The organism is Methylothermaceae bacteria B42, from assembly GCA_001566965.1.
Taxonomy (GTDB): domain Bacteria; phylum Pseudomonadota; class Gammaproteobacteria; order Methylococcales; family Methylothermaceae; genus Methylohalobius.
The window spans coordinates 338,459-365,396 of record LSNW01000032.1 but is presented as its reverse complement, the minus strand read 5'-3'; the positions used below and the strand labels follow the sequence as shown (position 1 = coordinate 365,396).

The 26,938-nt window shown below is 51.2% G+C and carries 20 protein-coding genes and 1 pseudogene; 15 read left to right on the top strand and 6 right to left on the bottom strand.

The genetic code is table 11. The features are described from left to right. Positions 1-85: 85 nt before the first annotated feature. The 3 genes from AXA67_12905 to AXA67_12895 form a co-directional block, all read right to left on the bottom strand. Positions 86-1,306, bottom strand: a complete 1,221-nt coding sequence (locus AXA67_12905) for a hypothetical protein (GenBank protein ID KXJ39938.1) — start codon at positions 1,304-1,306, stop codon at positions 86-88. Further along, positions 1,299-2,552, bottom strand: coding sequence for a hypothetical protein (locus AXA67_12900; protein ID KXJ39937.1), 1,254 nt, complete (start codon positions 2,550-2,552; stop codon positions 1,299-1,301). The genes AXA67_12905 and AXA67_12900 overlap by 8 nt, the downstream gene beginning before the upstream one ends. Before the next feature lie 268 nt (positions 2,553-2,820). Next, positions 2,821-4,299: a hypothetical protein gene (locus AXA67_12895; GenBank protein KXJ39936.1), complete on the bottom strand. Its 1,479-nt coding sequence runs from the start codon at positions 4,297-4,299 to the stop codon at positions 2,821-2,823. 322 nt (positions 4,300-4,621) lie between these two features. On the opposite strand from AXA67_12895, the gene AXA67_12890 reads away from it, so the two are divergent. Both AXA67_12890 and AXA67_12885 read left to right on the top strand, forming a co-directional pair. Further along, on the top strand, positions 4,622-6,073 hold the full coding sequence (locus AXA67_12890) for an ATP-binding protein (protein KXJ39935.1): 1,452 nt from the start codon (positions 4,622-4,624) through the stop codon (positions 6,071-6,073). Positions 6,074-6,208: 135 nt separating this feature from the next. Then, on the top strand, positions 6,209-7,192 hold the full coding sequence (locus tag AXA67_12885; protein KXJ39934.1) for a hypothetical protein: 984 nt from the start codon (positions 6,209-6,211) through the stop codon (positions 7,190-7,192). 275 nt (positions 7,193-7,467) lie between these two features. On the opposite strand, the pseudogene AXA67_12880 reads toward AXA67_12885, so the two are convergent. Together AXA67_12880 and AXA67_12875 are read right to left on the bottom strand one after the other, a co-directional pair. Then, a pseudogene (locus AXA67_12880) lies at positions 7,468-8,535 on the bottom strand (hypothetical protein). An 11-nt stretch (positions 8,536-8,546) separates the two neighbouring features. Beyond that, positions 8,547-9,503: a thioredoxin reductase gene (locus AXA67_12875; GenBank protein KXJ39933.1), complete on the bottom strand. Its 957-nt coding sequence runs from the start codon at positions 9,501-9,503 to the stop codon at positions 8,547-8,549. Between the two features lie 167 nt (positions 9,504-9,670). Between AXA67_12875 and AXA67_12870 the strand changes: the two genes are divergently transcribed. From AXA67_12870 to AXA67_12840, 7 genes are all read left to right on the top strand, one after another. Beyond that, positions 9,671-11,938: a cell division protein FtsK gene (locus AXA67_12870; protein KXJ40188.1), complete on the top strand. Its 2,268-nt coding sequence runs from the start codon at positions 9,671-9,673 to the stop codon at positions 11,936-11,938. A gap of 2 nt (positions 11,939-11,940) precedes the next feature. Further along, the gene (locus AXA67_12865) at positions 11,941-12,561 is read left to right on the top strand and encodes an outer membrane lipoprotein carrier protein LolA (protein KXJ39932.1); all 621 of its coding nucleotides are present in this window, start codon (positions 11,941-11,943) and stop codon (positions 12,559-12,561) included. After that, complete coding sequence (locus tag AXA67_12860; GenBank protein ID KXJ39931.1) at positions 12,561-13,871, top strand: recombination factor protein RarA; 1,311 nt, start codon at positions 12,561-12,563, stop codon at positions 13,869-13,871. Before AXA67_12865 ends, AXA67_12860 begins: the two co-directional genes overlap by 1 nt. A 78-nt stretch (positions 13,872-13,949) precedes the next feature. Continuing rightward, complete coding sequence (locus tag AXA67_12855; protein KXJ39930.1) at positions 13,950-14,441, top strand: hypothetical protein; 492 nt, start codon at positions 13,950-13,952, stop codon at positions 14,439-14,441. A 29-nt stretch (positions 14,442-14,470) separates the two neighbouring features. Then, entirely contained in the window at positions 14,471-15,979 is a 1,509-nt protein-coding gene (locus AXA67_12850) for an amidophosphoribosyltransferase (GenBank protein ID KXJ39929.1), read from the top strand. A gap of 11 nt (positions 15,980-15,990) precedes the next feature. Beyond that, entirely contained in the window at positions 15,991-17,181 is a 1,191-nt protein-coding gene (locus AXA67_12845; protein KXJ39928.1) for an O-succinylhomoserine sulfhydrylase, read from the top strand. Between the two features lie 23 nt (positions 17,182-17,204). Then, positions 17,205-18,527: a UDP-glucose 6-dehydrogenase gene (locus tag AXA67_12840; protein KXJ39927.1), complete on the top strand. Its 1,323-nt coding sequence runs from the start codon at positions 17,205-17,207 to the stop codon at positions 18,525-18,527. Here the strand turns inward: AXA67_12840 and AXA67_12835 are convergent. Next, positions 18,503-19,429, bottom strand: coding sequence for an acetoin utilization protein (locus AXA67_12835; GenBank protein ID KXJ39926.1), 927 nt, complete (start codon positions 19,427-19,429; stop codon positions 18,503-18,505). The genes AXA67_12840 and AXA67_12835 overlap by 25 nt on opposite strands. Before the next feature lie 36 nt (positions 19,430-19,465). On the opposite strand from AXA67_12835, the gene AXA67_12830 reads away from it, so the two are divergent. The 6 genes from AXA67_12830 to AXA67_12805 all read left to right on the top strand — a co-directional run bounded on the left by AXA67_12830 (position 19,466) and on the right by AXA67_12805 (position 26,935). Next, positions 19,466-20,272: a hypothetical protein gene (locus AXA67_12830; GenBank protein ID KXJ39925.1), complete on the top strand. Its 807-nt coding sequence runs from the start codon at positions 19,466-19,468 to the stop codon at positions 20,270-20,272. Between the two features lie 4 nt (positions 20,273-20,276). Next, positions 20,277-21,155 carry a hypothetical protein gene (locus tag AXA67_12825; protein KXJ39924.1) on the top strand — a complete coding sequence of 293 codons (879 nt, stop codon included), beginning with the start codon at positions 20,277-20,279 and terminating at the stop codon, positions 21,153-21,155. A gap of 5 nt (positions 21,156-21,160) precedes the next feature. Beyond that, the gene (locus tag AXA67_12820) at positions 21,161-22,321 is read left to right on the top strand and encodes a hypothetical protein (protein ID KXJ39923.1); all 1,161 of its coding nucleotides are present in this window, start codon (positions 21,161-21,163) and stop codon (positions 22,319-22,321) included. Positions 22,322-22,380: 59 nt separating this feature from the next. Further along, a complete protein-coding gene (cpsB, locus tag AXA67_12815; GenBank protein KXJ40187.1) occupies positions 22,381-23,817 on the top strand; it encodes a mannose-1-phosphate guanyltransferase in 1,437 nt (478 codons plus the stop codon). A 66-nt stretch (positions 23,818-23,883) separates the two neighbouring features. Beyond that, positions 23,884-24,975 carry a GTP-binding protein gene (gene ychF, locus AXA67_12810; GenBank protein ID KXJ39922.1) on the top strand — a complete coding sequence of 364 codons (1,092 nt, stop codon included), beginning with the start codon at positions 23,884-23,886 and terminating at the stop codon, positions 24,973-24,975. Positions 24,976-25,420: 445 nt separating this feature from the next. Further along, a complete protein-coding gene (locus tag AXA67_12805) occupies positions 25,421-26,935 on the top strand; it encodes a phosphogluconate dehydrogenase (NADP(+)-dependent, decarboxylating) (protein ID KXJ39921.1) in 1,515 nt (504 codons plus the stop codon). Positions 26,936-26,938 lie beyond the last annotated feature (3 nt).

The following is a 26,938-nucleotide window of genomic DNA, read 5'->3' as shown; positions in this document are numbered from 1 at the left end:
CAATGCCAGGTTTTTTTATACTAAAAATCCATATACGATGCAACTGTTTGATATTAATATTATTTTGTATTGACAACAAACCTGATTAGCCCCGGTTCCGGTAAAAAAACAGCAATCTGCCGGTCAGATGGGCGAGGCGGTCGAGCCAGCTATAATTGACCGGACTTTCCGTGGTGGCGAGTTCGGTGCCGGTTTTCTGCAAGGCGCGGATTTCTTCCAGCTGCGCTTCCAATGCCGAGATAATTTCATCCTTGTCCCGCAGTTTGCTGGCCGCCTCAAACCGGATATCGTTGAGTAATTTTTCATAGCCGTCGATTTCCTTATCGCGCATTTGCTCCCTTTCCCGTTGCGCTTCGAGCTGTGATTCGGTCAGCTCTTTCTGGATTTTCCGCTCGGTTTCCTGCAGGTTTTTTAAATGGGCGGCTTTTTCTGCTTTCAATTTGGCTTCCACTTCCCGGCGTTTGCGTGAGCGGATGATTTTCCGTTCCAGTTCCATTTCCTCCAGCCGGGTTTGATGGATAAGCTTTTGTTGGTGCAGCTTCGCCTCCATCTTTTGCTGTTGGGCGTTGAATTCGTATTGGGCTTCGAGCTGTTTTTTTCTATGCTGGGCTTCCTCTGACTGCTTTTGGTAGGTGGCTTCCAGGGACAGGCGCAGTTGTTCCAATTCTTGCTTGAGGGTTTCTTCTTGTTGGCGCTTGAGTTCCCATTGCCGGTGCCGTTCAAATTCCAGTTGCCGTCGCAGAATTTTTAAATAAGCGTCTTTATAGATAAACCCTTCTTTTTTTTCGGTGTCATGAAGAGAGTGAAAATGAGGGGTAATTTGGCAGTGGGTACGGCATTGCACGTGATGGAGCGCCAAGGTTTCGTTTACGGCGCTGGCCACTTGAATTTCAGCCTCGGCAAGGCCCGTGTCAAGCCAATGCCCATCCGCCAAGGCGGTCATTTCCCCTTCCACCGCATCTAAAACCAGGGTCTCCAGTTGCGAGCGGATATAGTCGTTCACCTGGGGTAGGGATTCCGGATTATTTTCCACGTAACGCAAGGTGGCTTGAAAGCGGATTTTCAAGTTGATTTCCAGGCAGCAAAGCCCCCCGTTGAGGCAGGATTGAGTATTCAGCAGCCAGGTCTCGATGGGTAATGGATAAAGTTTGTGATAAAAGCGTGGCTGGAACCCCGGTGGGCGAAGACGCAATTGTCGATATGGCCCTAATCGGGTGTATACCAAACAGCGTCCGGCTTCAAATCCGGGTTCCCAATCTTCGTGATGGCCGGGACTTTCCAGTTTCAGCAGGAACCAGTCATCCATGGCTTTGCTCGGTGGTTTCGGCGCTTTCTGGTTTTGTCTTCGGTTGTCGCTGTTTTTGTAAGGATTTGAGTTGATCGCTCATTTGTTCGGCCATCAACGAATAGAGACCTGGGGAAAATTCCACTGTGCGTTTGTCCACTTTGCGCAATAGGCCGCGTTTCAGCAGCAGTCCCACGGCAAACAGCCGCGGCCAATCCGAATAACGGCGGGCCCGTTCCAGTTCGGATTTCTCGATCACCAACTCCAGCTCATCGTTTTCGTTGATCCGGTAATCATGGAAATGGCTTAGGAGCTTCAACGACAACTCCTGTTCGTCCTTGCTCAAGGGCGCGGGTGCGCTTAATTCGAGCCGATAGGATAAAAGCACGGTGAATAGATCCACCATCGCCGCGCACAAAAACGCGAAAAGCGAAAAGTTATGCCACATGGCAAAGGAAGGGCGGATTTTTTCCGTCAGCTGGGCATGGGTGCTGATGGCGGGTTCGGGCAAAGGCTCGCCGCCAAACTCGGTGATGACGCGGTTGATATGTAAATGGACCTGTTGCAGCGCCTCCAGCATGGCTTGATAGGATTTTTGTTCCACGCTCGCGCCATCGAGGCGGTTCAAGGCGGTTTGCAGCACGTTGATTTTTTGATCCAACGGCGTCAATTTCTGCCGCAACACTTCGAGCTTGGCCTTTTGCTGTTGGATGATTTCGTTGTAATGGCGCCAAAATGGCCCTTTGCCCACTTTCCCCCGGTAACGGGGAGAGATTTCCGGATGGGTGCCGAAATAGGCGGCTTGGGCATCTTCTTCAGCTTTAGACAATCGGGCTTGCTGGCTCTGGATCAGTGCTGCTTTGGCGCTTTGTACGTCTTCCAGATAGGCCTGAATTTTGTGCCGGACATTCTCCAATCTGCCGAGATAAATCGCTTCTTGATTGGCGACTTCGTAGAATTTGAAATAGGAAAAAGAAATGGAAGCCGCCAGGCTGATAGCCAATGAAGCCGCCACGCTCAAAAACCGGCCGCGATTGGCCTTCCAGCGGATCGAGGCCAGTTCCAGAGAGCAGATCACAATAATGGATTGAATAGCGACGGTGATGATTAGTGCGATCCAGGGGGTAATGAAATGGGACATTCCATAATAGGTGGTAAAGCCGGATGCCAGGCTTAAAAGCAGGACGATGGGAATGGTCCAGATGCGAAGCAGGCTAACGAAAAGAGTCTGGGTTTGATCGATTTTTTGCGCTAGCCAACCGGTCATAACGGTACTCTGGAGAGTCTAGTGAGAATTCGGCGAACTTAATTGAGATAGAAAGTAAAACTACCAGGATATGGCTCCTGATTCAATGTCGGCTCATTGTAACAGAGTGAGGAAAGGCTGAGAGGGAAGAATTTCAGTGGGAATGGGTCGGGATGTGCCAGCAGGGATGGCTCGGTCATCTACGGGAACTGGGCAAGGCCTGCTTCGAAAACGTCGTGAATATGTCCTTGTAGACTCCGCGCCAGCCTCCCTGCCATGGATAGGTAATTTAAGGGAGATTGGCAGATGGCCCGGGCGGTTTGCCAAACAATGCCTTGAATCGGTCCAGATCAGCAAAGCTGACAAATCCACTGCCGTCTAAATCGGCATCGGCATTGGAGGTACCGAAGGCGGCCTTGAATAAGGCAAGATCGGCAAAGCTCACAAAACCGTTATTATCAAGATCGGCATCACATGCATTTCCAAAGCCATCGCCATTAGTGTCCAGTTGGTTGGGATTGGCTATTTCGATACAGTTGTCTTGATTATCAAGTACGCCATCCCCGTCAGTATCCGAGAAAGGAGAAAAGAAAGCCGCGGCTGCCAAATTCATTCTCGGAAAGCTTAGGCCGTTATCAGGATCAGTGACAGCGGTGCCTGTTTCCACCAATCGCTGAATGGTTTGAGCTGGCGTATCGTTCGGGAAAGCATTAGGTGCCCTTAGTATTGCAATGGCGCCCGCGACATGGGGCGTCGCCTGAGAGGTGCCGCTCATGGTGATGCCGGCGGCTGTAATGCCCACGCCAGGGGCAAGAAGGGTTAAAAAAGAAGCGGTATTACTGAAACATGTAAGAGTATCGGCAGTGACCAAGTCATCGCTGCATTGGCCCCAATTTACATTTCCCCAATCCTGATCATAGACAGCGCCTACTCTGACCGCCCCAGGGGCGCAGGCAGGGGAGGCGATGCTATCGTTGTAACCATTGTTGCCAGAGGCAATCACTGGAATGATCCCAGCGGCCCGGGCGTGGGCAAAGGCGGTGGCAAAAAAACTGTTTTCGCAAACGGAGGTATAACGTCCACCGCCAAGACTGAGATTCAAAGCGACGATGTTATACCTGGCTTGATTCTCAATGGCCCAATTGATGGCGGCAAGAATATCCGAGCCATAGGCCACGTCAGACCTAAATACGTCCAGGGCGGCTATCCGGGTCTCTGGGGCGACGCCCAGGACAATGCCGGCGACATTAGTACCATGTTTGCGTGGATGGGCATCAAGGGTATTGTCATCGTGGCCAAAATCCTGGGCATGAACGACCCTGCATCCCTCCGCGCCAGGTGAGGGGCATTCGCCAAAAGCAGAGCGGGTATAATCGACCCCGGTATCCAATACCGCAACAGTGGTTCCAGCACCGCCCAAACCATGGGCGAAAACTTCTGGTTGCTCAATAAAGCTTAAACTTTCTGAAAGGAATGGCCGGAATTTAGGGTTTTTATAGACGGCTTTAACTGAAGGATTAGCCAGTAACTGATTCAGGGTTTCACGATCATTAACCTGTAGGGTAGCGAGCGGAAGTTGGCTATAATTTCGGACAATTTTGATATCCTGTGGCGCCATTTCAAACAAGACGTTTTCTTTTGTCTCGTTATAAACCGAGACTTTAAATTTTTGGGATTCTTGATCCATGTTTGAAGGACGGCCTTCTTCAAGGAACTGGTTGGTATAGAGGGGGGGCTGAAAGAGAACAATCACCTCGGGAGGGGGCATCAAGCTTGACATTTCCTGGCTAAGTGCAGGTAAGGACCTTAAGCTCGGAATCAGACTACTTTCTGTTTCTGCTAAAACTAACGTTGGTAAGGGGAAAAGTGGTAAGAGGACAATGAGACAGATTGGGCGGGCAAATGATTTGAATTTTTCTGTCAGCAGTTTTTTCACCAAACGAAGTTCTAAGAGCATTGTTTCCTCGGCACTACAATTGTCTAGATTGATGTCGGCGTTGAAAGATTGAAGGCGCTTTTAACGAAATATAGCGCTTTCCCAGAAACAAACAGGTAACGGTTTCACAAACTTTAAGATTGGAAAGAACAGAATGAAAAATAATCAGATCCTTTTGGGAGGCAATGGCCAAACCCAGGTTATTCTCGATATTGCGATGGCGAACCGCCACGGTCTGATTGCCGGGGCGACGGGCACCGGAAAAACCGTATCGCTACAGGTATTGGCGGAAGGTTTTTCCCAAGCGGGGGTGCCGGTCTTTATGGCGGATGTGAAAGGGGATCTCTCCGGCATTGCCGCGCCTGGGAAAGTCAATGACAAAATCCAGGAGCGAATCAGCCGCATCGGGATTGAGGATTTTTCTCCCCGGCCGTTTCCCGTGGTGTTCTGGGATATCTTTGCACGTCAAGGCCACCCGGTGCGGGCGACGGTTTCCGAGATGGGGCCATTATTGCTGAGCACCTTGCTGGAATTGAACGACACCCAGACGGGCGTGCTTTACAGTGCTTTCAAGATTGCCGATGACGAAGGGTTGCTGCTACTGGATCTTAAAGACTTGCAGTCCCTTTTGCGCTGGATGGGAGACAACCGCAAGGCTTTGGGGCACTATGGTCATCTCTCGTCCGCCAGTCTGGGAGCGATTCAGCGCCGCCTATTGGTGCTGGAAGAGCAGGGCGCCGAAGGTTTTTTTGGCGAACCGGCGTTGCAGCTGGATGATTTGATGCATGTTGATTTTTCCGGCCAGGGCGTCATCAGCATTTTGGATGCCACCGAGCTGATCCAGCGTTCTCCTCGTTTATATGCCGCCTTTTTACTCTGGCTGCTGTCGGAATTATTCGAAAACCTGCCGGAAGTGGGTGACCAGGAAAAACCTAAATTAGTCTTGTTTTTTGATGAAGCCCACCTGCTTTTCAAACGGGCGCCAAAAGCACTGCTGGATACGATTGAACAAGTGGTGCGGTTAATACGTTCCAAGGGGGTGGGGGTGTTTTTCATCAGCCAAAGCCCCCTGGATCTGCCTGATACGGTATCCGCCCAATTGGGTTGCCGGATTCAACATGCCTTGCGAGCCTTTACCCCCAAAGAGAAAAAAGCAGTAAAAGTCGTGGCCCAAACTTTTCGCCCCAATCCCGCTATTGACACCGAAAAGGCGATTACCGAATTGGGAACCGGTGAAGCATTGGTTTCCGTGCTGGACAAAAAAGGTGCGCCCACGCCGGTGGAAAGGATCTTGATTTGCCCGCCCAGATCGCAAATAGGCCCCATGGATGAACAAAAACGGCTTGAAATCATTGAGCGTTCACCCCTGCGGGGGAAATACGAACAGGAATTGGACCGGGAATCCGCCTATGAATTACTGCAGGTGCGGGCCCAAAAGGAAGCCGCGCTGCGGCAGGCATCCGTTGCACCAAAAAGGACATCCCGCGGTTCCAGCCGACAAAGCATTGGCGAGGCGTTTTTGAAAAGCGCCGCGCGCAGTGTCGGTAGGCAAATCGGCCGTCAACTTATCCGTGGGATTATGGGGTCGCTGTTGGGAAGACGATAAGTACATAGAGGAACATAAGTTGCTATTACTTTGAAACTTATGATAAAAAAGCCACGTTTCATGGAAAATCCATTGGACAAGGGAGAAAGCATGCATAGGCTTTCTTGCAGATACGAAATTCAATAGCGAGGTTTGATGAACATGGAAATAAAAAGGAAGGGATTATTCGCTTTGGCAGGTATCGCCACTTTGGGTTGGAGTGTATGCAACCCAGCATTTAGTGCGGTTCTAGCACCTACTCAATTTGATCAATACATGCTGGAATTGGTCAATGACCTGCGGGCCAATCCACAAGGATGGGCGAATGACTATCTTTCAGGCGATCTGAGTGAAGGGTTAGCCCCAGGGACATTAGGAACAAACTCTAGGCAACCGCTGGCATGGCACTCAAGCTTGTTTCAGTCGGCCCATGGCCATTCCAAGGATATGCTGGACAACGATTTTTTTGGCCATACTGGCACTGACGGGACTTCACCCCATGACAGAATGGATAATGCTGGCTATCCTTTCACCGGGTCTTGGGGTTCCGGGGAAAACCTGGCGGTCAGGGGAAATTCCACATTTACTGGTGTTTCCACCGAAACAACCAAGCAATTGGTGGTGGATTTGTTCGTGGATACTGGCATCGCTGGGCGAGGTCATCGACTGAATCTCCTCCAGGACAATTTTGAAAATGTGGGCATCAGCGTCCAGTTTGATTCCGCCTGGGGCGGTTTTTCTTCCGGCACTTTGCCCTCGGTTATAGCTACCCAGGATTTTGCCTATAACAGTGAGGGTCCTTATCTTACCGGCGTGGCTTATGACGATTCAGTGGTGGATGATGATTTCTACACTCCTGGAGAAGGCCTGTCGGGTTTGGATGTGGTTATCAAGGACCTATCAGGCAATGTCGTTGGCTCAACGACAACCATGGATACTGGCGGCTGGCAACTGGCTTTAAATTCAGGAACTTACGATGTCTACATTAATGGCCAATTGGCGGGAGACGACGTCGTGCTGGAGAGTGCCAATGTCAAGGTTGATTATGTCGCCGCGGTTCCCTTGCCGCCGGCCGTGTTCTTGTTTGGCGGCGCCGTCCTTGGTTTGGCTGGCATGAGAAGGCAAGGAAGGTCGGAATAATCTCTCTCCTTGTTCTGAAACAAAAAGCCCGCCTCCTACTGGAAGCGGGCTTTTTTGTGAAGACTTTATCGAGGCGTTGGAACATCAGAGGCTGGTTTGAGTTGGTAAAACGGTGAATTCAAACCAGTCAGAGTGATGCTTTCCCCCCGCTTTGAAATTCTTAAATAATGCCCCGTAAACTGATAGGGTCCGGGTGCGGCATCGGCCGCAAGGAGCTGATACAGGCCAGGGGGCAAGCCATAATATTGGAAGGATAGCTTGCCTCCATCGAATGCGATTTGATTACGGCCGAAGGGCCGGCTCAAAGGCTCGCCAATAAAAAGTCCCTCCCCGGGCCACGCCACGCTTTTCCAATAGGCTTCCAGTAATGTGGCGCCATTGAGATAATTTTCCATCAAAACCCCGGGATGGGGAAATTTAGTTAGATAATTACAAGGTTCCACCACGGTGCCGAAACTTCCGGTTGCGCCAGCCTCCAGCCATCGGATGGCGCTCATTTGCCTGCCAGGTTTGTCCCTGGGCCGCATCTGCCCGCCTGCGGATGTCAGGTGGTCGGCGGCGGCTCCCGGGAGAAACTTCAGTGTTTCCAGACCTTCCACCCAGGTTTTGCCAGTAAAATAGAAAAGCACATCGCTTTTATTTTTCAGGGTGTCCTGCTTTAAAATCTGAATAGAGATTCGGTGCCCTAATTTTTTTTTGATGGAAGGGAATAACACTGCCCTGACGCTACGGTTTTTATCGCTGGTTTCCAGCAAATAAGCAGTGCCTTTGGGGAAGGTTTCATCCGCGGCAACGCCCCGGTCAATTAATCGCTTGGCTTCCTCAAAACTAAACGCTGCCAGCGCCACGGATGGACGAAGCTTGAAATCCCGGTAAGGCGCAAAGCTAGTACTATTGAAATAAGGACTTCTTTGGGTAATGCCGCAAGGTTGGGATAAATCCTGCTTTGCCGCGCAATAATCCCGATCAAAACCGGTGGCGAAAGCCGATGTGATTGACATGCACCCAACCCGGTATGGGCGGGCCCAAGTCAGAACATAGGCTTGTATGGTTTTTTCTGTCTGTTGAGCAACACGCTTGAATTGTTTTTGAAACAGGGGAATGGAAATCTTGTCCCGATTGGGCGGGAAATTCACGTGAATAAGATTTTGTTTGGGAATTTTTCTTTGGGCCAGGTAATACCGGCCAATCTTCAGGCTAAGAGTGTCGCGGTCGTTAACAACCACCGCGACTTCATTAGGCTCAAGCGCTGTTTTGGGCAATAGCAAAACCCCGCTCTTTACAGGGAAAGAGCAGAGTAGCAAAAGGGCAAAGAGTAGCAACGAGAGAGTGGAATGTACCAAGGGTAATTCCGCTACTCTCCCTCCAAAAATTTCTCCGCGTCCAAGGCGGCCATGCAACCTGTTCCCGCCGATGTGACAGCCTGTCGGTAGACAGGATCAGCCACATCGCCGGCGGCGAAAACGCCTGGCACGCTGGTGGCGGTGGCATTGCCCTGGTTGTCGCCGCTGCCTTTGATTTTGATATAGCCGTGGTCCAGCTCCAATTGACCTTCGAAGATCTTGGTATTGGGCGTATGGCCAATGGCGATGAATACCCCGCTCACCTGCAGCACTTTGGTGCTGCCATCATGGACATGTTTGATTCTCAGTCCATTGACCCCTTGATCGTCCCCCAATATTTCATCTACGACGTGATTCCATTCGATGCCGATTTTGCCTTCCTCGACCCGTTTCATCAGCCGGTCCACCAGGATTTTTTCGGCCCGCAGTTTATCCCGGCGGTGGACTAAAGTTACGTGGGAACAAATGTTGGACAGGTAGATGGCTTCTTCGACGGCGGTGTTGCCACCGCCAACGACTGCCACGGGCTGGTCTTTGTAGAAAAACCCGTCGCAAGTGGCGCAGGCGGAAACGCCCCGGCCTTTGTATTTTTCTTCCGAAGGCAATCCTAAATAGCGGGCGGAAGAACCGGTTGCCACAATCAGCGCATCACACGTATAAGTGCCGGCGTCGCCTTCCAGGACAAAAGGTTTTTGACTCAGATCAGTGGTGTGGATGTGGTCAAAGATCATTTCCGTGTTAAAGTTTTCCGCGTGCTGACGCATCCGCTCCATGAGTTCCGGTCCTTGAACACCGTTGGGTTCGCCGGGCCAGTTTTCCACGTCGGTAGTAGTCATTAATTGACCGCCTTGTTCAATACCAGTGATCAGTACTGGATTCAAATTGGCCCTGGCGGCATAGATAGCCGCGGTATAGCCTGCCGGCCCCGATCCCAGAATCAACAGACGGCAATGTTTGATTTGGCTCATGGGCGAATTTCCTCCTGCGTTAGTATTATGATGACTGCAAATAATACCATTTGTCATCATTAGTACCTTGCCAATCCGAGCTTTTTTATCAACAATGATTATAGTTTTCACTATCCAGTGGCGTTATTCCCTTGTCCCAAACTAAAAAACTTGTTGCCGATGAAGCCGTGGAACGGGTCTTCCACGGTTTGCGTGAAGTCATTCTTGTGGCTTTTGTTGCCCTCGGGGTGTATCTGTTCCTTTCCTTGTTGAGTTATGACCTGGAGGATCCCGGTTGGCGCCATACGGGCACGGGCCGGCCACTTGCCAATGCCGGGGGGACTGTTGGCGCGTGGTTGGCTGATTTGACCTTCACCCTATTTGGGGTTATGGCCTTTCTGTTGCCGGTGATGGTGATCTGGCATGGTTTTTTGGTCTGGCGCGGCATGAAAGAGAACAGCAGATCGCGCTGGTTGCTGGGGCTCAGATGGATGGGATTCATCGCCACGGTGATTGCAGGCACGGGGCTGGCATACATTCATTTCCCCAGGTCCACCCCCGATTTGCCGGAAACTACCGGCGGTATTTTGGGAAGCGAACTGGGAGAGTGGTTGCTGGGCAAATTCGGTGTGCTCGGCGCTACGCTTGCCTTGCTGGTGATCTTGCTGGCAGGGTTGACTTTTTTTACCGGGATTTCGTGGTTGACGGTGATGGAGGTGACGGGTAAATGCACCTTAAAACTCGGGGCGTTTTTCGCTTCCCTGTGGGAGAAAAAGGCCTCGAATCGAGAGGTGCAAGCAACCGCCCCTTCGGTTTCAGTGCCGGCAAAACCTAAAAAAATCAAAAAACGTGAGCCGAAGTTGAATTTGGAAGAGCAAGATTCAACGCCTGAAGCAAATAAAAAATCACCGGTCATCACCAAAAAGGCGCAGGCCTCGGTTCAAACCCAGCTACCTTTGGCCCATGATTCCCTGCCGCCGCTGGATTTGCTGGTGGCGGGGGAAGGCCACGTGGACCGCTATTCCAAGGAAGATTTGGAATCCATGTCCCGCCATGTGGAGGCGATTCTTTCAGACTTTGGTGTTCAGGCGGAAGTCAAAGAGGTACATCCGGGACCTGTCATTACCCGCTTTGAAATTCAACCGGCGCCTGGCGTGAAAGTCAGCCGGATCAGCAACCTCTCCAAGGATCTGGCGCGATCCTTGTCGGTGCCCAGTGTGCGCATTGTCGAGGTCATCCCGGGCAAATCCTATGTGGGGCTGGAAATCCCCAACCGGGAGCGGGAGACGGTGTTTCTACGGGAGGTGCTGGCCAGTCGTGAATACCAGCAAGCCAAATCCCCTGTCACCCTGGTGCTGGGCAAGGATATCTCCGGCCGTCCGGTGGTGGCGGATCTGGCGAAAATGCCCCATCTTCTGGTAGCGGGCACCACCGGCGCCGGTAAATCGGTAGCCATTAACGCCATGATTTTGAGCATGCTCTACAAGGCGACTCATGACCAGGTCCGCTTGATTATGATTGACCCCAAAATGCTGGAATTGTCGGTCTATGAGGGGATTCCCCATTTGCTGAGCCCGGTGGTGACCGACATGAAGGAAGCCGCCAGCGCCTTGCGCTGGTGCGTGGCGGAGATGGAGCGCCGTTACCGGCTGATGTCGATGCTGAAGGTTCGGAACCTGGCCGGTTATAACCGCAAGATCCAGGCGGCCATCGATGCCGGCGAGCCCATCAAGGATCCCTTTTTCAATGCCGCCGATATGGAAGAGGGAGGAAGTTGGCCCACCCTGGAACCTTTGCCCGTCATTGTCGTCGTCATAGACGAGCTGGCCGACATGATGATGATTGTTGGCAAGAAAGTGGAGGAGTTGATTGCCCGTCTTGCCCAGAAGGCCAGAGCGGCGGGTCTGCACTTGATTTTGGCGACCCAGCGTCCGTCGGTGGATGTGTTGACCGGCTTGATCAAGGCCAACGTGCCTACCCGGATTGCCTTTCAGGTTTCCTCCAAAATTGATTCGCGCACCATTCTCGATCAGGGCGGCGCGGAAACCTTGCTCGGCAGTGGGGATATGTTGTTCCTGCCGCCGGGAACCGGTTTCCCCCAGCGCGCCCACGGTGCATTTGTGGATGACCACGAAGTACTGCAAGTCGTTGCCTGGTTGAAGCAAACAGGCCGTCCTCAGTATATCGAGGATATCACCCGGTATAAGGAGGATAGTGATGGCAGTGGCTCTTTGACTGAAGAGGGGGACGGCGAGGAAGATGAGCTTTACGATGAAGCCGTCAGATTTGTCACCGAGACCCGCCGGGTATCGGTTTCCAGTGTCCAGCGCAAGTTCAGAATTGGATACAATCGGGCGGCTCGGATTGTCGAGGAAATGGAACGGGCGGGTGTGGTCAGCCCGGCGGAAGGGAATGGTTCCCGAACCGTACTGGCGCCACCACCGGTGGAGGATTAAAGTTGAGAAATTTATTTATTTTATTGGCTTGCTTGTTTTGGTTAACCGTTGCCAATAGTGCCAGCGTCAAACCGATACAAGCGCTGGAACAATTTTTGGCGTCGATCAAAACCCTTTCCGCCCGGTTCGAGCAGGAAGTGATTGACGAGCATGGCCGGGTGAGTCAGCGCAGCCAGGGCAAATTCTATTTACAGCGGCCGGGACAATTCCGCTGGAACTACGAAACGCCGTTCAAGCAGGAAATTGTTTCCGATGGCAAGAAGGTTTGGTTTTATGACCCGGACCTGGAACAAGTAACGGTCAAGCTTGTCGATGAAGCGCTGGGATCGGCGCCTGCCTTATTGTTGAGCGGTAAAGTCAAGTTGAGTGAGCGTTTCGTCATCAAGTCCCAGGGGAGGGAGGGTGATATTAGCTGGGTCGAGCTGGCGCCTAAAAGCGAGGAGGACGTTTTCAAAAGCTTGAAGGTGGAAATGAAAAAAGGCCAACTGCAATGGATGGAAATGGCGGACAACTTCGGCCAATTGACCCGGATTCAGTTCAAAAATCTAAAGAAAAATCATTTGATGCCCAAAGGGATTTTTAACTTCACCCCGCCCACCGGGGTGGATGTATTTGAGGGCTGATGGATATCGACTTCTCCCGTCCTCTCGCCGACCGGATGCGCCCAACGTCATTGGATGACTTTGCCGGTCAAAGGCATTTACTCGCACCTGGGAAACCCTTGTATGAAGCGATTCATTCCGGGCGTCTCCATTCCATGGTGTTATGGGGGCCGCCAGGTACAGGAAAAACGACGTTGGCCCGCATGATTGCAGAAGTCGCTAACGCAAAATTTATACCGTTATCTGCTGTTTTATCCAATATCAAAAAAATTCGAGAATCCATCAAAAAAGCCAAGATTTTTCTACAGCAGGGGAAAGCCACTATTCTCTTTGTGGATGAGGTCCATCGCTTCAACAAAGCCCAACAAGACGCTTTTTTGCCCCACATTGAGGATGGCACGATTTTTTTCATCGGCGCCACCACGGAAAACCCTTCTTTCGCTTTGAATAATGCCTTGCTGTCCCGGGCGCGGGTTTATGTACTGAAAACGTTGACCTGCGAAGATCTCCATCAGGTTTTCCAGCGGGCACTCCGTGATCCAAGGGGCTTGGGTAGTTTGCAAGTGGAAATCTCCCCGGAAATTGAGCAATGGTTTGTGCAAGCCGCCGATGGAGATGCCCGGAGATTATTGAATTTGCTGGAAATTGCCGTGGATCTGGCCCTGGATGACCAGGGCCGGGCCATTATCACCGAATCTCTCGCCAAAGATGTGCTCGCCGGCGGCAGCGTCAGGCGTTTTGATAAAGGCGGGGATGCGTTTTATGACCAAATTTCAGCGCTGCATAAATCGATTCGTGGCAGTGATCCTGACGCCTCGTTGTATTGGCTGTGCCGGATGCTGGATGGCGGTTGCGATCCTTTCTATATTGCCCGGCGTCTAGTGCGGATCGCCAGCGAAGATATTGGCAACGCCGATCCCCGGGGACTGCAATTGGCCCTGAATGCCTGGGAAGCGCAAGAGCGGTTGGGCAGCCCGGAAGGGGAGTTGTCCTTGGCGCAAGCAGCCGTGTATCTTGCCTGCGCACCCAAGAGCAACGCCGTTTACCGGGCCTATCAAGCGGCACAAAAAGATGCGGCTTCTACCGGCAGTTTGGAAGTCCCCGTGCATTTGCGCAATGCCCCAACCCGTTTGATGAAAGAACTGGGCTATGGCAAGCGTTACCGCTATGCCCATGACGAACCTGAAGCCTATGCCGCCGGCGAAAATTATTTCCCGGAGGAAATGGATGGCCGGCAGTATTATCATCCCGTGGACCGGGGGCTGGAAATAAAAATCAAGGAAAAGCTCGCCCATCTTAAAGCTTTGGACGCGGCCCGCCAGCAAAAATAAGGCATGCCGGTTTCTGGTGCAATATTCGGGTTATAGCTTTGATACAATCTCCTTTCTCTAATCATTGAGCATTAACCATTGATCTGGATTGACCATGCCATCCTGGGCTTTATCGCCATTTCAGCCTTGATCGGTCTGCTGCGGGGCTTTGTCCGCGAGACTTTTTCGCTGCTTACCTGGGCTTCGGCGGTGTGGATTGGATTGCGTTATGATTCTGCCTTGGCCATTCAGTTACAGTCTTGGATCGAGGATCCATCTCTCCGTCTTGGATTGGCTTTTATCCTCTTGTTCCTGACGACACTGGCGGTTGGTAAAATTGCTGGGTATTTGCTCGGCACCTTAATTAATCACGGCCTGTTTCGAGCATTTAATCGTTTGGGCGGCTTGTTGTTTGGTTTTGCGAGAGGAGTGTTACTGATAGTCCTGATGGTACTATTTGCCCGCTCATCTCAATTGGTTTCAGAGCCTTGGTGGCATGAGTCCATGTTTTTGCCTTGGCTGGAGGATTGGGCGGTGGTTTTAGCCCGCCTCAACTCCGATGATTACCTAAAATTGGTGCATCAACCGTGATTATTCATCTACTACTTCGGGTCTGAAATATGTGTGGCATAGCAGGCATCGTTTCCCATTCCCCAGTCAATCAAGACTTATACGAAGCGCTCACAGTCCTCCAGCACCGGGGACAAGATGCCGCTGGCATCGTTACCTACGAGGGCGGCCGTTTCTATCTGCGTAAGGATCGGGGGCTGGTGCGGGATGTTTTTCATACCGAACACATGCTCAACTTGCCCGGTACCATGGGAATCGGGCATGTCCGTTATCCTACCGCGGGCTGTACCAGCTCGGCGGAAGCTCAACCTTTCTACGTCAATTCCCCTTACGGTATCACCCTGGGGCACAATGGTAATTTGACTAATTCGGAAATTCTGAAACAAGAATTGTTTTTGCAGGATCAACGCCATATCAATACCGATTCCGACTCGGAAGTGCTCTTGAATATCTTCGCCCACGAACTGCAAAGTCTCGGTAAACTGCGTTTGGACGTAAGCGATGTGTTCGATGCCGTCACCGCCGTGCATCGCCGCTGCCGGGGCGCTTATGCGGTGGTGGCCATGATTACGGGTTTTGGTGTGCTGGGTTTTCGAGATCCTTATGGTATCAGGCCGGCGGTGATTGGCCGCCGTGACACGGGTAACGGCCCGGAGTACATGATTGCCTCCGAAAGCGTGGCGTTAGATGTCTTGGGTTTTGAATTGATGCGGGATATTCAGCCCGGCGAGGCGGTATTCATCGAGAAGGACGGCACCTTTCACAGCCGTTTATGCGCCAACAATGACGTACACGCGCCGTGTATCTTCGAATTCGTTTATTTCGCTCGGCCCGATTCCATCATCGATGATATTTCCGTGTATAAATCCCGCCTGCGCATGGGGGAAAAACTGGCGCAAAAAATCCTGCGGCTGCGTCCGGATCACGATATCGACGTGGTTATCCCAATTCCCGATACCAGCCGCACCACTGCCTTGGAACTGGCGAACCAGCTTGGCGTGCTTTACCGGGAAGGTTTTATCAAAAACCGCTATATTGGCCGGACCTTCATTATGCCAGGGCAACAACAGCGGCAAAAATCGGTGCGCAGGAAACTAAATCCCATTGATCTGGAATTCAAGGGTAAGAATGTTTTATTGGTGGATGATTCCATTGTCCGGGGCACTACCTCCAAACAAATTATTCACATGGCACGCGAAGCTGGCGCCAAAAAGGTATATTTCGCCTCCGCCTCGCCGCCGGTTCGTTATCCTTATGTTTATGGCATCGATATGCCGGCCGCCCATGAATTAATCGCCCATGACCGGACGGAAGAGGAAATCCAATCCCTGCTGGGCGCCGACTGGTTGATCTATCAAGACCTGGAAGATTTGATCGCGGCGGTAAAGCAAGGAAATCCAGCAATTCAACACTTTGAGACTTCGTGTTTTAGCGGCCAATACATCACCGGCGACATCAGCCCGCAATATTTGCAGCATTTGAGTCGATGCCGCTCGGACGAGGCGCAACAAAACCACAATTCACAAACCACAATCATCGATTTGCACAATTCAGTATAAGGAAGCCACCCGTGACTCAGAACATCGATTGGAAAAAATACGGACTCGAAACCCAAAGTGTACGGGCGGGCCAACATCGCACCCCGGAAAATGAACACTCCGATCCCATTTTCGTTACCTCAAGCTATGTCTTCGACAGCGCCCGCCAGGCCCAGGCCCGTTTCTCGGGAGACGAACCCGGCAATATCTACTCGCGTTTCACCAATCCCACGGTAAGGACCTTTGAAGAACGCTTGGCCGCCCTGGAAGGCGGCGAACGTTGCATTGGTGTTGCTTCCGGCATGGCGGCGATTATGACCTTGTGCATGGGATTGTTGAAAGCGAGCAACCACGTGGTGTGTTCTCGGGCCGTTTTTGGCAATACGGTGTTGTTGTTTCAGAATTTCATGGCTAAATTCGGCGTGGAGACCACGTTTGTCGATTTGACCGACCTCAATGCCTGGGAATCGGCCATTCGCCCCGATACCCGGTTCCTGTTTTTGGAAACCCCATCCAACCCGCTGACCGAGATTGCCGATATCAAAGCCCTGGCGGATTTAGCGCATACCCATGGCTGTTTGCTGGTAGTCGATAATGTGTTTTGTACGCCGGCGCTACAGAAACCACTGGCGCTGGGGGCCGATATTGTGGTGCACTCCGCTACCAAGTACCTGGATGGTCAGGGACGCTGTGTCGGTGGCGCCATTGTGGGGCCGAGGGAATTGCTGGATAAGGAAATCTATCCTTTTCTCCGCACTGGCGGCGCGGCCATGAGCCCGTTCAACGCTTGGGTGTTTTTGACTGGCCTGGAAACCCTGAAGCTGCGCATGAGGGCCCACTGCGAGAATGCGTTGGGCTTGGCCCAGTGGTTGAACGATCACCCAAAAATTGAACGGGTATTCTATCCAGGGCTGCCTTCTCATCCTCAATACAAATTGGCGCAAAGCCAACAATCCGGCGCGGGCGGCATCATCAGTTTTGAAGTACAGGGTGGCCAGAATGCAGCCTGGAAGTTGATAGATCAGACTGAAATTTTATCTATTACCGCCAATCTGGGGGACGTAAAAACCACCATTACCCATCCAGCGACCACCACCCATGGGCGATTATCCCCTGAAGAGCGGGAGAAAGCGGGGATTAAAGATAATCTCGTGCGTATTTCCGTGGGGCTCGAAGATCTGGATGATATCACCGCCGATCTTGAGCGTGGTCTGAATGCTTAAACTGATTTGAAGGGAGAACCGGAATGAAAGTGACTATCTATGGATCCGGCTATGTCGGTCTGGTAACCGGCGCTTGTCTTGCCGAGGTCGGCAACGAAGTGGTATGTGTGGATATTGACGCCGACAAGATTCAGCGTTTGAACAACGGTGAAGTGCCTATCCATGAGCCGGGACTGGATCAGATCATTGCCCGCAACCGGGAAGCGGGAAGACTGCGCTTTACCACCGATTCCGAGGAAGGCGTGTCCCACGGATTGTTCCAATTCATCGCGGTGGGAACGCCGCCCGATGAAGATGGCAGCGCCGATCTGCAATATGTTCTGGCGGTGGCCCGGACCATTGCCGAAAATATGCAGGATTACAAAATTGTTGTGAACAAGTCCACCGTGCCGGTGGGCACTGCGGATAAAGTAAGGGCCGAACTTGGCCGGATTTTGACCGAACAGGGCAAACAAGTGGAATTCGACGTGGTTTCCAATCCGGAATTTCTCAAGGAAGGGGCGGCAATTGACGACTTTATGAAACCGGACCGCATCATCGTCGGTACTGATAATCCCCGCACTGCGGAACTGTTAAAGGCGCTTTACGCTCCTTTCAACCGAAATCACGACCGTTTGATTGCCATGGATATCCGTTCCGCCGAACTGACCAAATACGCCGCTAATGCCATGTTGGCCACTAAAATCAGCTTTATGAACGAGCTGGCCAATCTGGCGGAAAAACTGGATGCCGATATTGAACAAGTACGGGTCGGGATCGGCTCTGATCCCCGCATCGGCTATCACTTTATTTATCCCGGTTGCGGCTATGGCGGTTCGTGTTTTCCCAAGGATGTCAAAGCCCTGGAACGCAGCGCCCGGGAAGTGGATTACCAGGCGGAGTTATTACAAGCGGTGGAAGCGGTGAATGAACGGCAAAAACGCCGTTTGTTTGAGAAGATAAAAAGCCATTTCAAAGGGGATCTAAATGGCAAAACCCTTGCCATTTGGGGGCTGGCTTTCAAGCCCAACACCGACGATATGCGCGAAGCACCCAGCCGGGTTTTGATGGAAGCGCTTTGGGAAGCCGGCGCCAAGGTTCAGGCCCACGATCCGGTCGCCATGGATGAAGCCCGGCGGATTTATGGGGAGCGGGAGGATTTACAGCTGACAGATTCGCCGATGGCGGCCCTGGAAGGGGCTGATGGTTTGGCCTTAGTGACCGAATGGAATGTATTTCGAAGCCCGGATTTTCAGGTAATGAAAGCGGCCTTGAAGACGCCGGTCATTTTCGATGGCAGAAACCTCTACGATCCGGCATTCGTCAAGAATCAGGGCTTTGATTATTTTGGCATCGGCCGGGCTTGAAGCAACGCTTGAACATGGCTGGCGACACTGGCCGCCAGCGCTTCCAGGTGATATCCCCCTTCCAGGCTGGAAACCAAGGGAAGGTCAAAATCCAGTAATTGCCGGGTAATCCAAACATAATCTTCTTCTTCGAGCAACCACGAGGCTAACGGATCCTGTTTGTGGCCATCAAAACCTGCGGAAACCAGCAATAATTGGGGCTTGAAGTGACGGATGGCGGGAAGAATCCGATCTGAAACCGCCTGCCGGAACCTGGAACCATCGGTGCCTGCCGGCAAGGGGACGTTGACCAAATTGCCCACGCCGGTTTCTTCCGCGCTGCCGGTGCCCGGATAAAACGGGAATTGGTGGGTGGAAGCATAAAGCACCTTGGGTTTTTTTTCGAATGCCGCCTGGGTCCCATTGCCATGATGAACATCGAAATCGACAATAGCAACTCGATCAATGCGCCATCGAGTTATGGCATGACTTGCAGCGATTGCGACATTATTAAAAAGACAAAAGCCCATGGCCCGACTCGGTTTCGCGTGATGCCCCGGCGGCCTGATGGCGCAAAAGGCGTTATTGGCTTTGCCTGCCATCACTTGATCCACTGCAGCGCAAACCGCGCCTGCAGCCCGTAAGGCGGCAACACCGGAGCCCGGCGAGACAACCGTATCCGGATCCAAATAGTGATAGCCGGATTTGGGTATGGCCTTAAAAATTGCGTCGATATAAAGTTCGGGGTGGATGAGAGATAATTGATCCATGGTGGCTTCTGGCGCCTGCAAACGGGTCAGTGCCTTAAATTGCGGTTTCTCCAGGGCTTTTAAAATCGCTTCCAGCCTGGCACTGCGTTCAGGATGGCCGGGGCCCGTGTCGTGTTTCAGGCAGTCAGGATGGGAATATAACAAAGTGGTCACTGTCTTCCTGCTATTTCAACAATCCCAGTGCAGATTATGAACAATATTTTTCAACTTGCCGAGGCCTGTTTGACTTCTCCAAATTTGGAAAGCAAGTTAGACATTACCTGTCGAGCCAAACAGCTTCTCGAAAGTCAATCCCTGGATTTTTCGGAAGCCTTCCCGCCGTTGCCCATAGACCGGGTGCAATTTCCAAAACAACTGCGCTGGGTAGAACCTAAAGATTTAAAGCAACGCAAGTTATCTACCGTAGAGGGCAGGGTGGCATTGTTGCATGCAGTCGCCCATATCGAATTCAACGCCATTATGCTCCATTGGGATGGCGTTTACCGCTATCGTAACTTACCAGTCACTTATTATCGTGATTGGCTGGAAGTGGCCATAGAAGAAATGACCCATTTTTGCCTGCTGAGGAACCGATTGAATGAACTTGGCGCCGATTATGGGGATTTGCCCGTTCACAACGGGCTCTGGCAAATTGCGGAAGATACTGCGGAAAATATCCTCGCCAGGATGGCCTTGGTGCCTCGTTTCATGGAAGCGAGGGGACTGGATGTCACGCCAGCGATGATTGACAGGCTTGAACAAGTCGGCGATACAAAAAGCGCCGGGATTTTAACGAAAATTCTCTCCGACGAGATAGGGCATGTTGCCAAGGGTAGCCGCTGGTTTCAAACCCTATGCCATGCAGAAGAACAAAATCCGCAAAGCGTTTACTTTCAAATGATCGAAAAGTATCTTGGCGGAAAAATACGCAGGCCCATTAACCAAAACCTGAGACTGCAAGCAGGGTTTACTATTGAAGAGCTCCAGCGTTTGGAGGCAATGTCTTCTATACTTTAAACCAATGACAGCTCAATCATTGGTTGTGATGCACGCCCAGACCCTGCGCTTTGAAATTCAAAAACTCAAATCTCTGCCTCCATTGCCACAAAACCGGCAACGGATTTTGGCAGCGGTCAATGATCCGGATATCGATATCGAGTTGCTGGGAGAATTATTGGCGGAGTGTCCTGCTCTCACTGCAAGGCTGGTTGGACTGGCCAATTCTGCCTATTTTGGCCGGGCAGGAAAAATTCACACCCTCAAGGAAGCCATTGTTCATTTGGGTTTGAATATGGTGAAAAGCCTTTCACTCGCCATAATGCTTGCCGAAAACTTGAAGCCTGCCCAATGCCCTGGATTTCATTCCGAACGTTTTTGGTTGAATACTTTGCTGAATGCCCAATTTGCCCAACAACTTACCTTTGCTCTCACAGATCCAGAAAAACCAGAACCTGCCTTGGCTTACACCGCTGGATTATTGATGCAATTGGGCATCCTTGCTCTTGTCAGTGGTCAGCCAGAATTAATGCAGCAAATTTTCCAAGAGGCCCGTCAAGATTCAGTCTGTATTCACCAATTGCTGCAAGAAAAATTTGAAACCGATCAATATCAAATTGGTAAATGGATCATACTGCGCTGGCAACTGCCTGAAATCTATGCCCATGCGATTGGTGACCAAAGTCAAGGGCTGGAACAACTACATCAGGCGCCAAGGTTATCGCAATTATTGGCTGGTGCCAGGCAGCTTTCATCCATGATTCTCGACAGTGAAGATATAGAACCCGGAGTGGGAGAATTGAGCCGGCTTCTAAATATACCTTCTCAAGCCATTGAAAAAATCATGGCCAGAGTTGGCATGAAAAAGCAGGAATTACAGACCCTTGCGCGCCAATTCCACTAACACAGATGAATACAGAATACACCGTTAAACGAGAATCGGCCGAGGATCTTGGACCGCAATTTCTCGAGTTACTCAACTCCCTGTCCGCCCTCCGTTCTCTTGTTGCCCTTGGCAGCTTGGCCCAAGATGAAAATAGCCTGATCCGCTCTGCGCTTAAAGTATTAATCCAGAACCAGGATATGGAGCGCTGTTCGGTATTCCTTTTGCAAGGTAATGAATTAGTCAATGCCTCCGGTTTGGACTGGGAGGATATGCTCGATGACAACCCGGTAAAAAAGCATGCCCCGCAACGGTTTCAAATTGGCGAAGGCGTCATTGGTACCACAGCCCAGAGCCGGACAATCCAACATTGCCGCAATTGTCATGAAGATCCAAGATTTCAAGTAAAACAAGGTCAATCATCCAATAATATTCCCGGTTCCCTGATGTGTGCCCCAATTGAAGCGGCAGGAGAACTGCTGGGAGTTTTGAATATTTCCCACCCTCAACCCAACTTTTTTAATGAATGGCACCAACGGTTGTTAATCGTCTATTGCGGTATTTTGGGTCAACTGATCAGCAACAATAGACTGCTGCGGCGAATGGAAAGGAAAATCCGCCTCCGTACTACAGAGCTTGAATCTGCTTTGGGAGAAGCGCAGTTATTGAAAGCTAAATATGAACATTTATCCCTCAGGGACGAAATGACCGGCCTCTACAACCGCCGTTATTTTTTTCCTGCCACAGAAAAAATCTTGGCCCGCGCGGATAGAAATGGCGAAGCCGTAAGCCTCGCCTTACTCGATTTGGATCGCTTTAAATCTATCAATGATCGCTATGGTCACGCTGGCGGGGATCTGGTCTTGCAAAAGATTGCCACAATGTTGCAAAATGCAGTTCGCCAAAGCGATATTTTGGCGCGTTTTGGCGGAGAGGAATTCGTTCTTCTCATGCCGGAAACCGATTGCGAGTCAGGGAAAAGTTTGGCAGAAAGGATCCGTCAATCCATTCAATCTTTACCAATTATTTACCAAAATCATCACATTAACGTTTCCGTCAGTATTGGGGTGAGTTGTTGGCGACCTTCGGAGGGTCACCCCCAATTGGAAGCCATGCTCCGGGAAGCCGATGCTGCGCTTTACAAAGCCAAACGTAGTGGCCGCAATCAAGTTGTAGTCAAGTGCTAAAAATCCTTTTGGATTTTAGCGCATAATATTTTTAAAAATTATCAAAAGACGATATGAAGATTGCAATTCAAGCGGTCATCCTCTCGGGAGGATCTGGCACCCGCCTTTGGCCTCTGTCACGGGTCGCTTATCCGAAACAATTTCTAGCACTCACAGGCAATAAAACCTTGCTGCAACAAACCGTGGACAGGGTTCGTTGTTTGGAGCAAAGTCATCATGAGATAGCGCGTTGCACCACCCTGGTGGTATGCAATGAAGCCCATCGTTTTCTGGTAGCGGAACAATTGCGGGAATTGGGCCTGTCTCATCCCGCCATTATTTTGGAACCGGTGGGGCGGAACACCGCGCCTGCTTTGACAGTGGCGGCCCTGTTGGCCCGTCAGGAAGACAACGATCCGGCTCTGGTGGTCATGCCTTCCGATCATGTCATTCGTCACCAGGAAATTTTTTGTGAAACCCTGGCCCATGCGGTGAAATTGGCCCAGGAAGGGTATCTGATTACCTTTGGCATCGTTCCTACCCATCCAGAAACCGGTTTTGGCTATATTCGCAAGGGAGATGCTTTCGACAAGTCCGCATTCGTACTGGATGCTTTCGAAGAGAAGCCAAATCTGGAAACCGCTCGGGAATATCTGGCATCGGGCCAATATTTATGGAATAGCGGAATCTTTGTGATGCGCGCCAGCGTCTGGCTGGAGGCGATTGAACGCTTCCGCCCGGACATTTTGGCCGCGTGCCAACAAGCGCTGGAGAGAGGGCAACAAGACGCGGATTTTTTCCGCCTTGATCCAACCCAATTCGCCCAGTGCCCTTCCGATTCCATTGACTACGCAGTCATGGAAAAGATTACCAGCCATAACCCAGGAAGCGCGCTTGTCCTGCCCTTGGATGCCGGTTGGTCCGATTTGGGCGCTTGGCCAGCGATGTGGGATGTCAGCGAGACGGATGAACATGGCAATATTCTGCGCGGCGATGTTTTTATCGAGGATGTTGAGGATACTTTGGTCTATGCCAATGATCGCCTGGTGGCGGCCATCGGCGTCAAGGATTTGATCGTCGCCGAGACTACCGATGCCATACTGGTCACTCACAAGGACTGTGCTCAGAAAGTTCGCAGTGTTGCGGAATATTTAAAACAAGCAGGCCGTTACGAGTATCTCCATCACCCCAAAATTCACCGGCCCTGGGGCACCATTGAAACCATCGGCAAAGGCGATCGTTATAAGGTCAATCGTTTAACGGTGAAACCCAGCGCGGTAGTGGTTTCTCAGTTACATCATCACCGGGCAGAGCACTGGATTGTGGTGCAAGGAACCGCCCGGGTAACCCGGGGTGAGGAAACTTTTCTGCTTACCGAGAATCAATCCACCTATATTCCCATCGGCGTCAAACACCGGCTGGAAAATCCAGGAAAAATCCCTCTGGAACTGATTGAAGTCCAATCTGGAAGCTATTTGGAAGAAGACGATATCCTCCGCTTTGACGATAGTGAATAACTATCGCTTTTGATCACTAATTTAACAATTGCCCGTTTTTTTAACCCTTACCTATATGGAACCATTATGGCACTACACTGTGGCATTGTGGGATTGCCCAATGTGGGCAAGTCCACCCTTTTCAATGCATTGACCCGCGCCGAAATTGCTGCGGAAAATTACCCTTTCTGTACCATTGATCCCAATGTTGGCGTCGTGCCGGTACCTGATCCCCGCCTGCAACAGCTGGCGGAAATTATCCAGCCCCAAAGAACCCTGCCCACCACCATTGAATTTGTCGATATTGCCGGTTTGGTAGCAGGTGCCTCCAAGGGAGAAGGGCTTGGCAACCAATTTTTAGGCCATATCCGGGAAACCGACGCCATTGCCCACGTGGTACGCTGTTTTAATGACGGCGATGTGACACACGTGGCAGGTTCTGTAGACCCAATACGCGATATTGAAGTCATCAATACCGAATTGATGCTTGCGGATCTGGCAACCGTGGAAAAAGCCCTGCAGAAAGCGATTCGAAGCACCAAATCGGGGGATAAAGAAGCGCTCTCGGAAAAGTCATTGCTGGAAAAACTCGCGGCCCAGCTGGATCGTGGTGAACCCATCCGGCGCTTATCGCTCACCGAAGATGAAACAAACCGTTTAAAGGGATGGCATTTATTGACCGCCAAACCAACCCTTTACATTGCCAATGTGGAAGAAAGCGGGTTTGAAGATAATCCTTTGCTTGAGCAGGTGAAAGAATATGCAAAGGCCGAAAATGCCGAAGTCGTGCCGGTTTGCGCTGCCATCGAGGCGGAAATCGTACAGCTGGACGAAGAAGACAAACACGCCTTTCTGGAAGAACTGGGCCTTGCCGAAGCAGGTCTGGACCGGGTGGTACGGGCCGCGTACCGGTTATTGAACCTGCAAACTTTTTTTACCGCTGGAGAAAAGGAAGTACGGGCCTGGACTGTCCACAAGGGCGCAACGGCGCCCCAGGCCGCGGGCGTGATTCATACCGATTTCGAAAAGGGATTTATACGCGCCGAGATAATCGCCTTTGAGGATTTTATCCGCTATCGCGGTGAGCAGGGCGCGAAAGACGCCGGTAAATGGCGCTTGGAGGGCAAGGAATATGTGATGCAGGAAGGCGATGTAGCGCACTTTCGTTTCAATGTCTAAATAATCACCATGGTTGGTCCTATAAAAGAAGGCCCCTAAACATAAGGGGCCTTCTAAGTTATGGCACGGAAGGGTGTATTGTTATTATTTTTTAGCTTTTGCTTCTTCCGCCCGGATTTCTTCCCATGCCTGATAGGGGACGGAAGAAGTTTCCCGCTTCTTGAGCAGAATTACACCGACCACTACCGCAGCAATCAGAACTCCGATAATCAACCAAAAATTGTCTTTTTCTTGGGTTTCGTCTGCCATTTCTCCACCTCATACTTGTAGTTTTATAGTTAAAATCACCCTGATGAATCAGGGTTCTTCCATAGATCGATTACAATAACGTATCGATCTTGCCGTGAACCAATTGGCTCATCGAACCTTATTTTAAGCAAAGATTTTATTGTTTGTCTATAGATAATAGATTATTTCTTTAAGTTGCATTTTGGAGGCATATTTAATGACGGCTATAAAAGCGCAGTTGGGAGTGATTGGACTGGGGGTCATGGGGAAAAATCTCAGCCTGAATCTGGCGGATCACGGTTACCAAACAGCGGTCTATAACCGCACTCCCCACGTGACCAATGAATTTTTAAACTATTGCCGCCAACACGAACCTTCGTGGCAATCGATTTTGGGATTTCATGAGCTGGAAGCTTTTGTTCAGGCAATCGAAAAACCGAGAAAAATTCTGCTGCTGGTTAAAGCAGGCAAGCCAACGGACTTGACCATCGAAAGCCTGCTTGCCTTTCTCGACCCTGGTGATGTCATTGTCGATTGCGGCAACGCCTATTGGCTGGATACGATTCGGCGGGAACGCGAGCTTCGCCAGCAGAATATCGATTTTATCGGCTCCGGGGTTTCTGGCGGTGAAACCGGCGCCCGTTATGGACCTTCTTTGATGGCCGGAGGGACACTCGAAGCATGGCAAAAAATCGAGCCCATTTGGATGGCTATCGCCGCCAAGGTCGACCCTAAAACCGGCGAACCCATCGAAGGGGCCAAACCCGGCAGGCCAGTCACAGGGGGCGAGCCCTGTGCCGCGCGGGTGGGGGAAAATGGCGCCGGGCACTATGTCAAAATGGTTCACAATGGCATCGAATATATCGACATGCAGTTGATCGCCGAGTGTTATTGGCTCCTCAAGCACCTGCTGAAACTGCCTGAAAATCAAATCGGCCAATTGTTTACTACCTGGAATCAGGGAGATCTGGCCAGCTATTTAATTGAAATCACCGCCGATATATTGCAGCAACCCGATCCCCATGGCGAAGGTTTTCTGGTGGAAAAAATCCTGGATGTCGCGGGACAAAAAGGCACGGGCAAATGGACCGCCATCAGTGCCTTGGATCTTGGCGTCCCAACCAACTCCCTAGCCGAAGCAGTATTTGCCCGCTATATGTCCGCCATGAAACAGGAACGACAGAAGGCCAGCAGCATTTTCCCTGCCCCTGAACCCCAATTGCCCACTGATCCAAGTGCATTTAAAAAACAAATCCAAGCCACTTTATATGGCGCCAAAATATGTGCCTATGCCCAGGGATTTCAGTTGCTTAGGGAAGCCCAGAACCCATTTGGCTGGCATTTTGATTTTGCCACCCTGGCGAAAATCTGGCGGGGTGGCTGTATTATCCGGGCGCGTTTTCTGCAGAAAATTACCAGCGCCTATCAAGCCAATCCGGCGTTGGAGAATTTGCTGCTCGATCCTTATTTCCGGGATGTGGTGCATTCTGGTCAAGCTTCATGGCGTAAAGTGGTTGCCTCAGCAGTTGTCAATGGCCAGCCTATCCCTGCATTGAGTTCGGCGCTGGCGTATTTTGACAGTTACCGAAGTGCGACCTTGCCAGCCAACTTGATTCAAGCGCAGCGGGATTATTTTGGCGCTCACACCTACCAGCGGGTTGATCGCCCCAGGGGCAAGCATTATCATCTCGATTGGTCAGGAGACCGGCAAGAGCAGGAAATACCGGAGTAGTTT

Coding starts and splice junctions, on each gene's coding strand:
- AXA67_12905 (KXJ39938.1), bottom strand. CDS start 1,306: ATGGATGACTGGTTCCTGCTGAAACTGGAAAGTCCCGGCCATCACGAA.
- AXA67_12900 (KXJ39937.1), bottom strand. CDS start 2,552: ATGACCGGTTGGCTAGCGCAAAAAATCGATCAAACCCAGACTCTTTTC.
- AXA67_12895 (KXJ39936.1), bottom strand. CDS start 4,299: ATGCCCCCTCCCGAGGTGATTGTTCTCTTTCAGCCCCCCCTCTATACC.
- AXA67_12890 (KXJ39935.1), top strand. CDS start 4,622: ATGAAAAATAATCAGATCCTTTTGGGAGGCAATGGCCAAACCCAGGTT.
- AXA67_12885 (KXJ39934.1), top strand. CDS start 6,209: ATGAACATGGAAATAAAAAGGAAGGGATTATTCGCTTTGGCAGGTATC.
- AXA67_12875 (KXJ39933.1), bottom strand. CDS start 9,503: ATGAGCCAAATCAAACATTGCCGTCTGTTGATTCTGGGATCGGGGCCG.
- AXA67_12860 (KXJ39931.1), top strand. CDS start 12,561: ATGGATATCGACTTCTCCCGTCCTCTCGCCGACCGGATGCGCCCAACG.
- AXA67_12850 (KXJ39929.1), top strand. CDS start 14,471: ATGTGTGGCATAGCAGGCATCGTTTCCCATTCCCCAGTCAATCAAGAC.
- AXA67_12840 (KXJ39927.1), top strand. CDS start 17,205: ATGAAAGTGACTATCTATGGATCCGGCTATGTCGGTCTGGTAACCGGC.
- AXA67_12830 (KXJ39925.1), top strand. CDS start 19,466: ATGAACAATATTTTTCAACTTGCCGAGGCCTGTTTGACTTCTCCAAAT.
- AXA67_12825 (KXJ39924.1), top strand. CDS start 20,277: ATGACAGCTCAATCATTGGTTGTGATGCACGCCCAGACCCTGCGCTTT.
- AXA67_12820 (KXJ39923.1), top strand. CDS start 21,161: ATGAATACAGAATACACCGTTAAACGAGAATCGGCCGAGGATCTTGGA.
- ychF (KXJ39922.1), top strand. CDS start 23,884: ATGGCACTACACTGTGGCATTGTGGGATTGCCCAATGTGGGCAAGTCC.
- AXA67_12805 (KXJ39921.1), top strand. CDS start 25,421: ATGACGGCTATAAAAGCGCAGTTGGGAGTGATTGGACTGGGGGTCATG.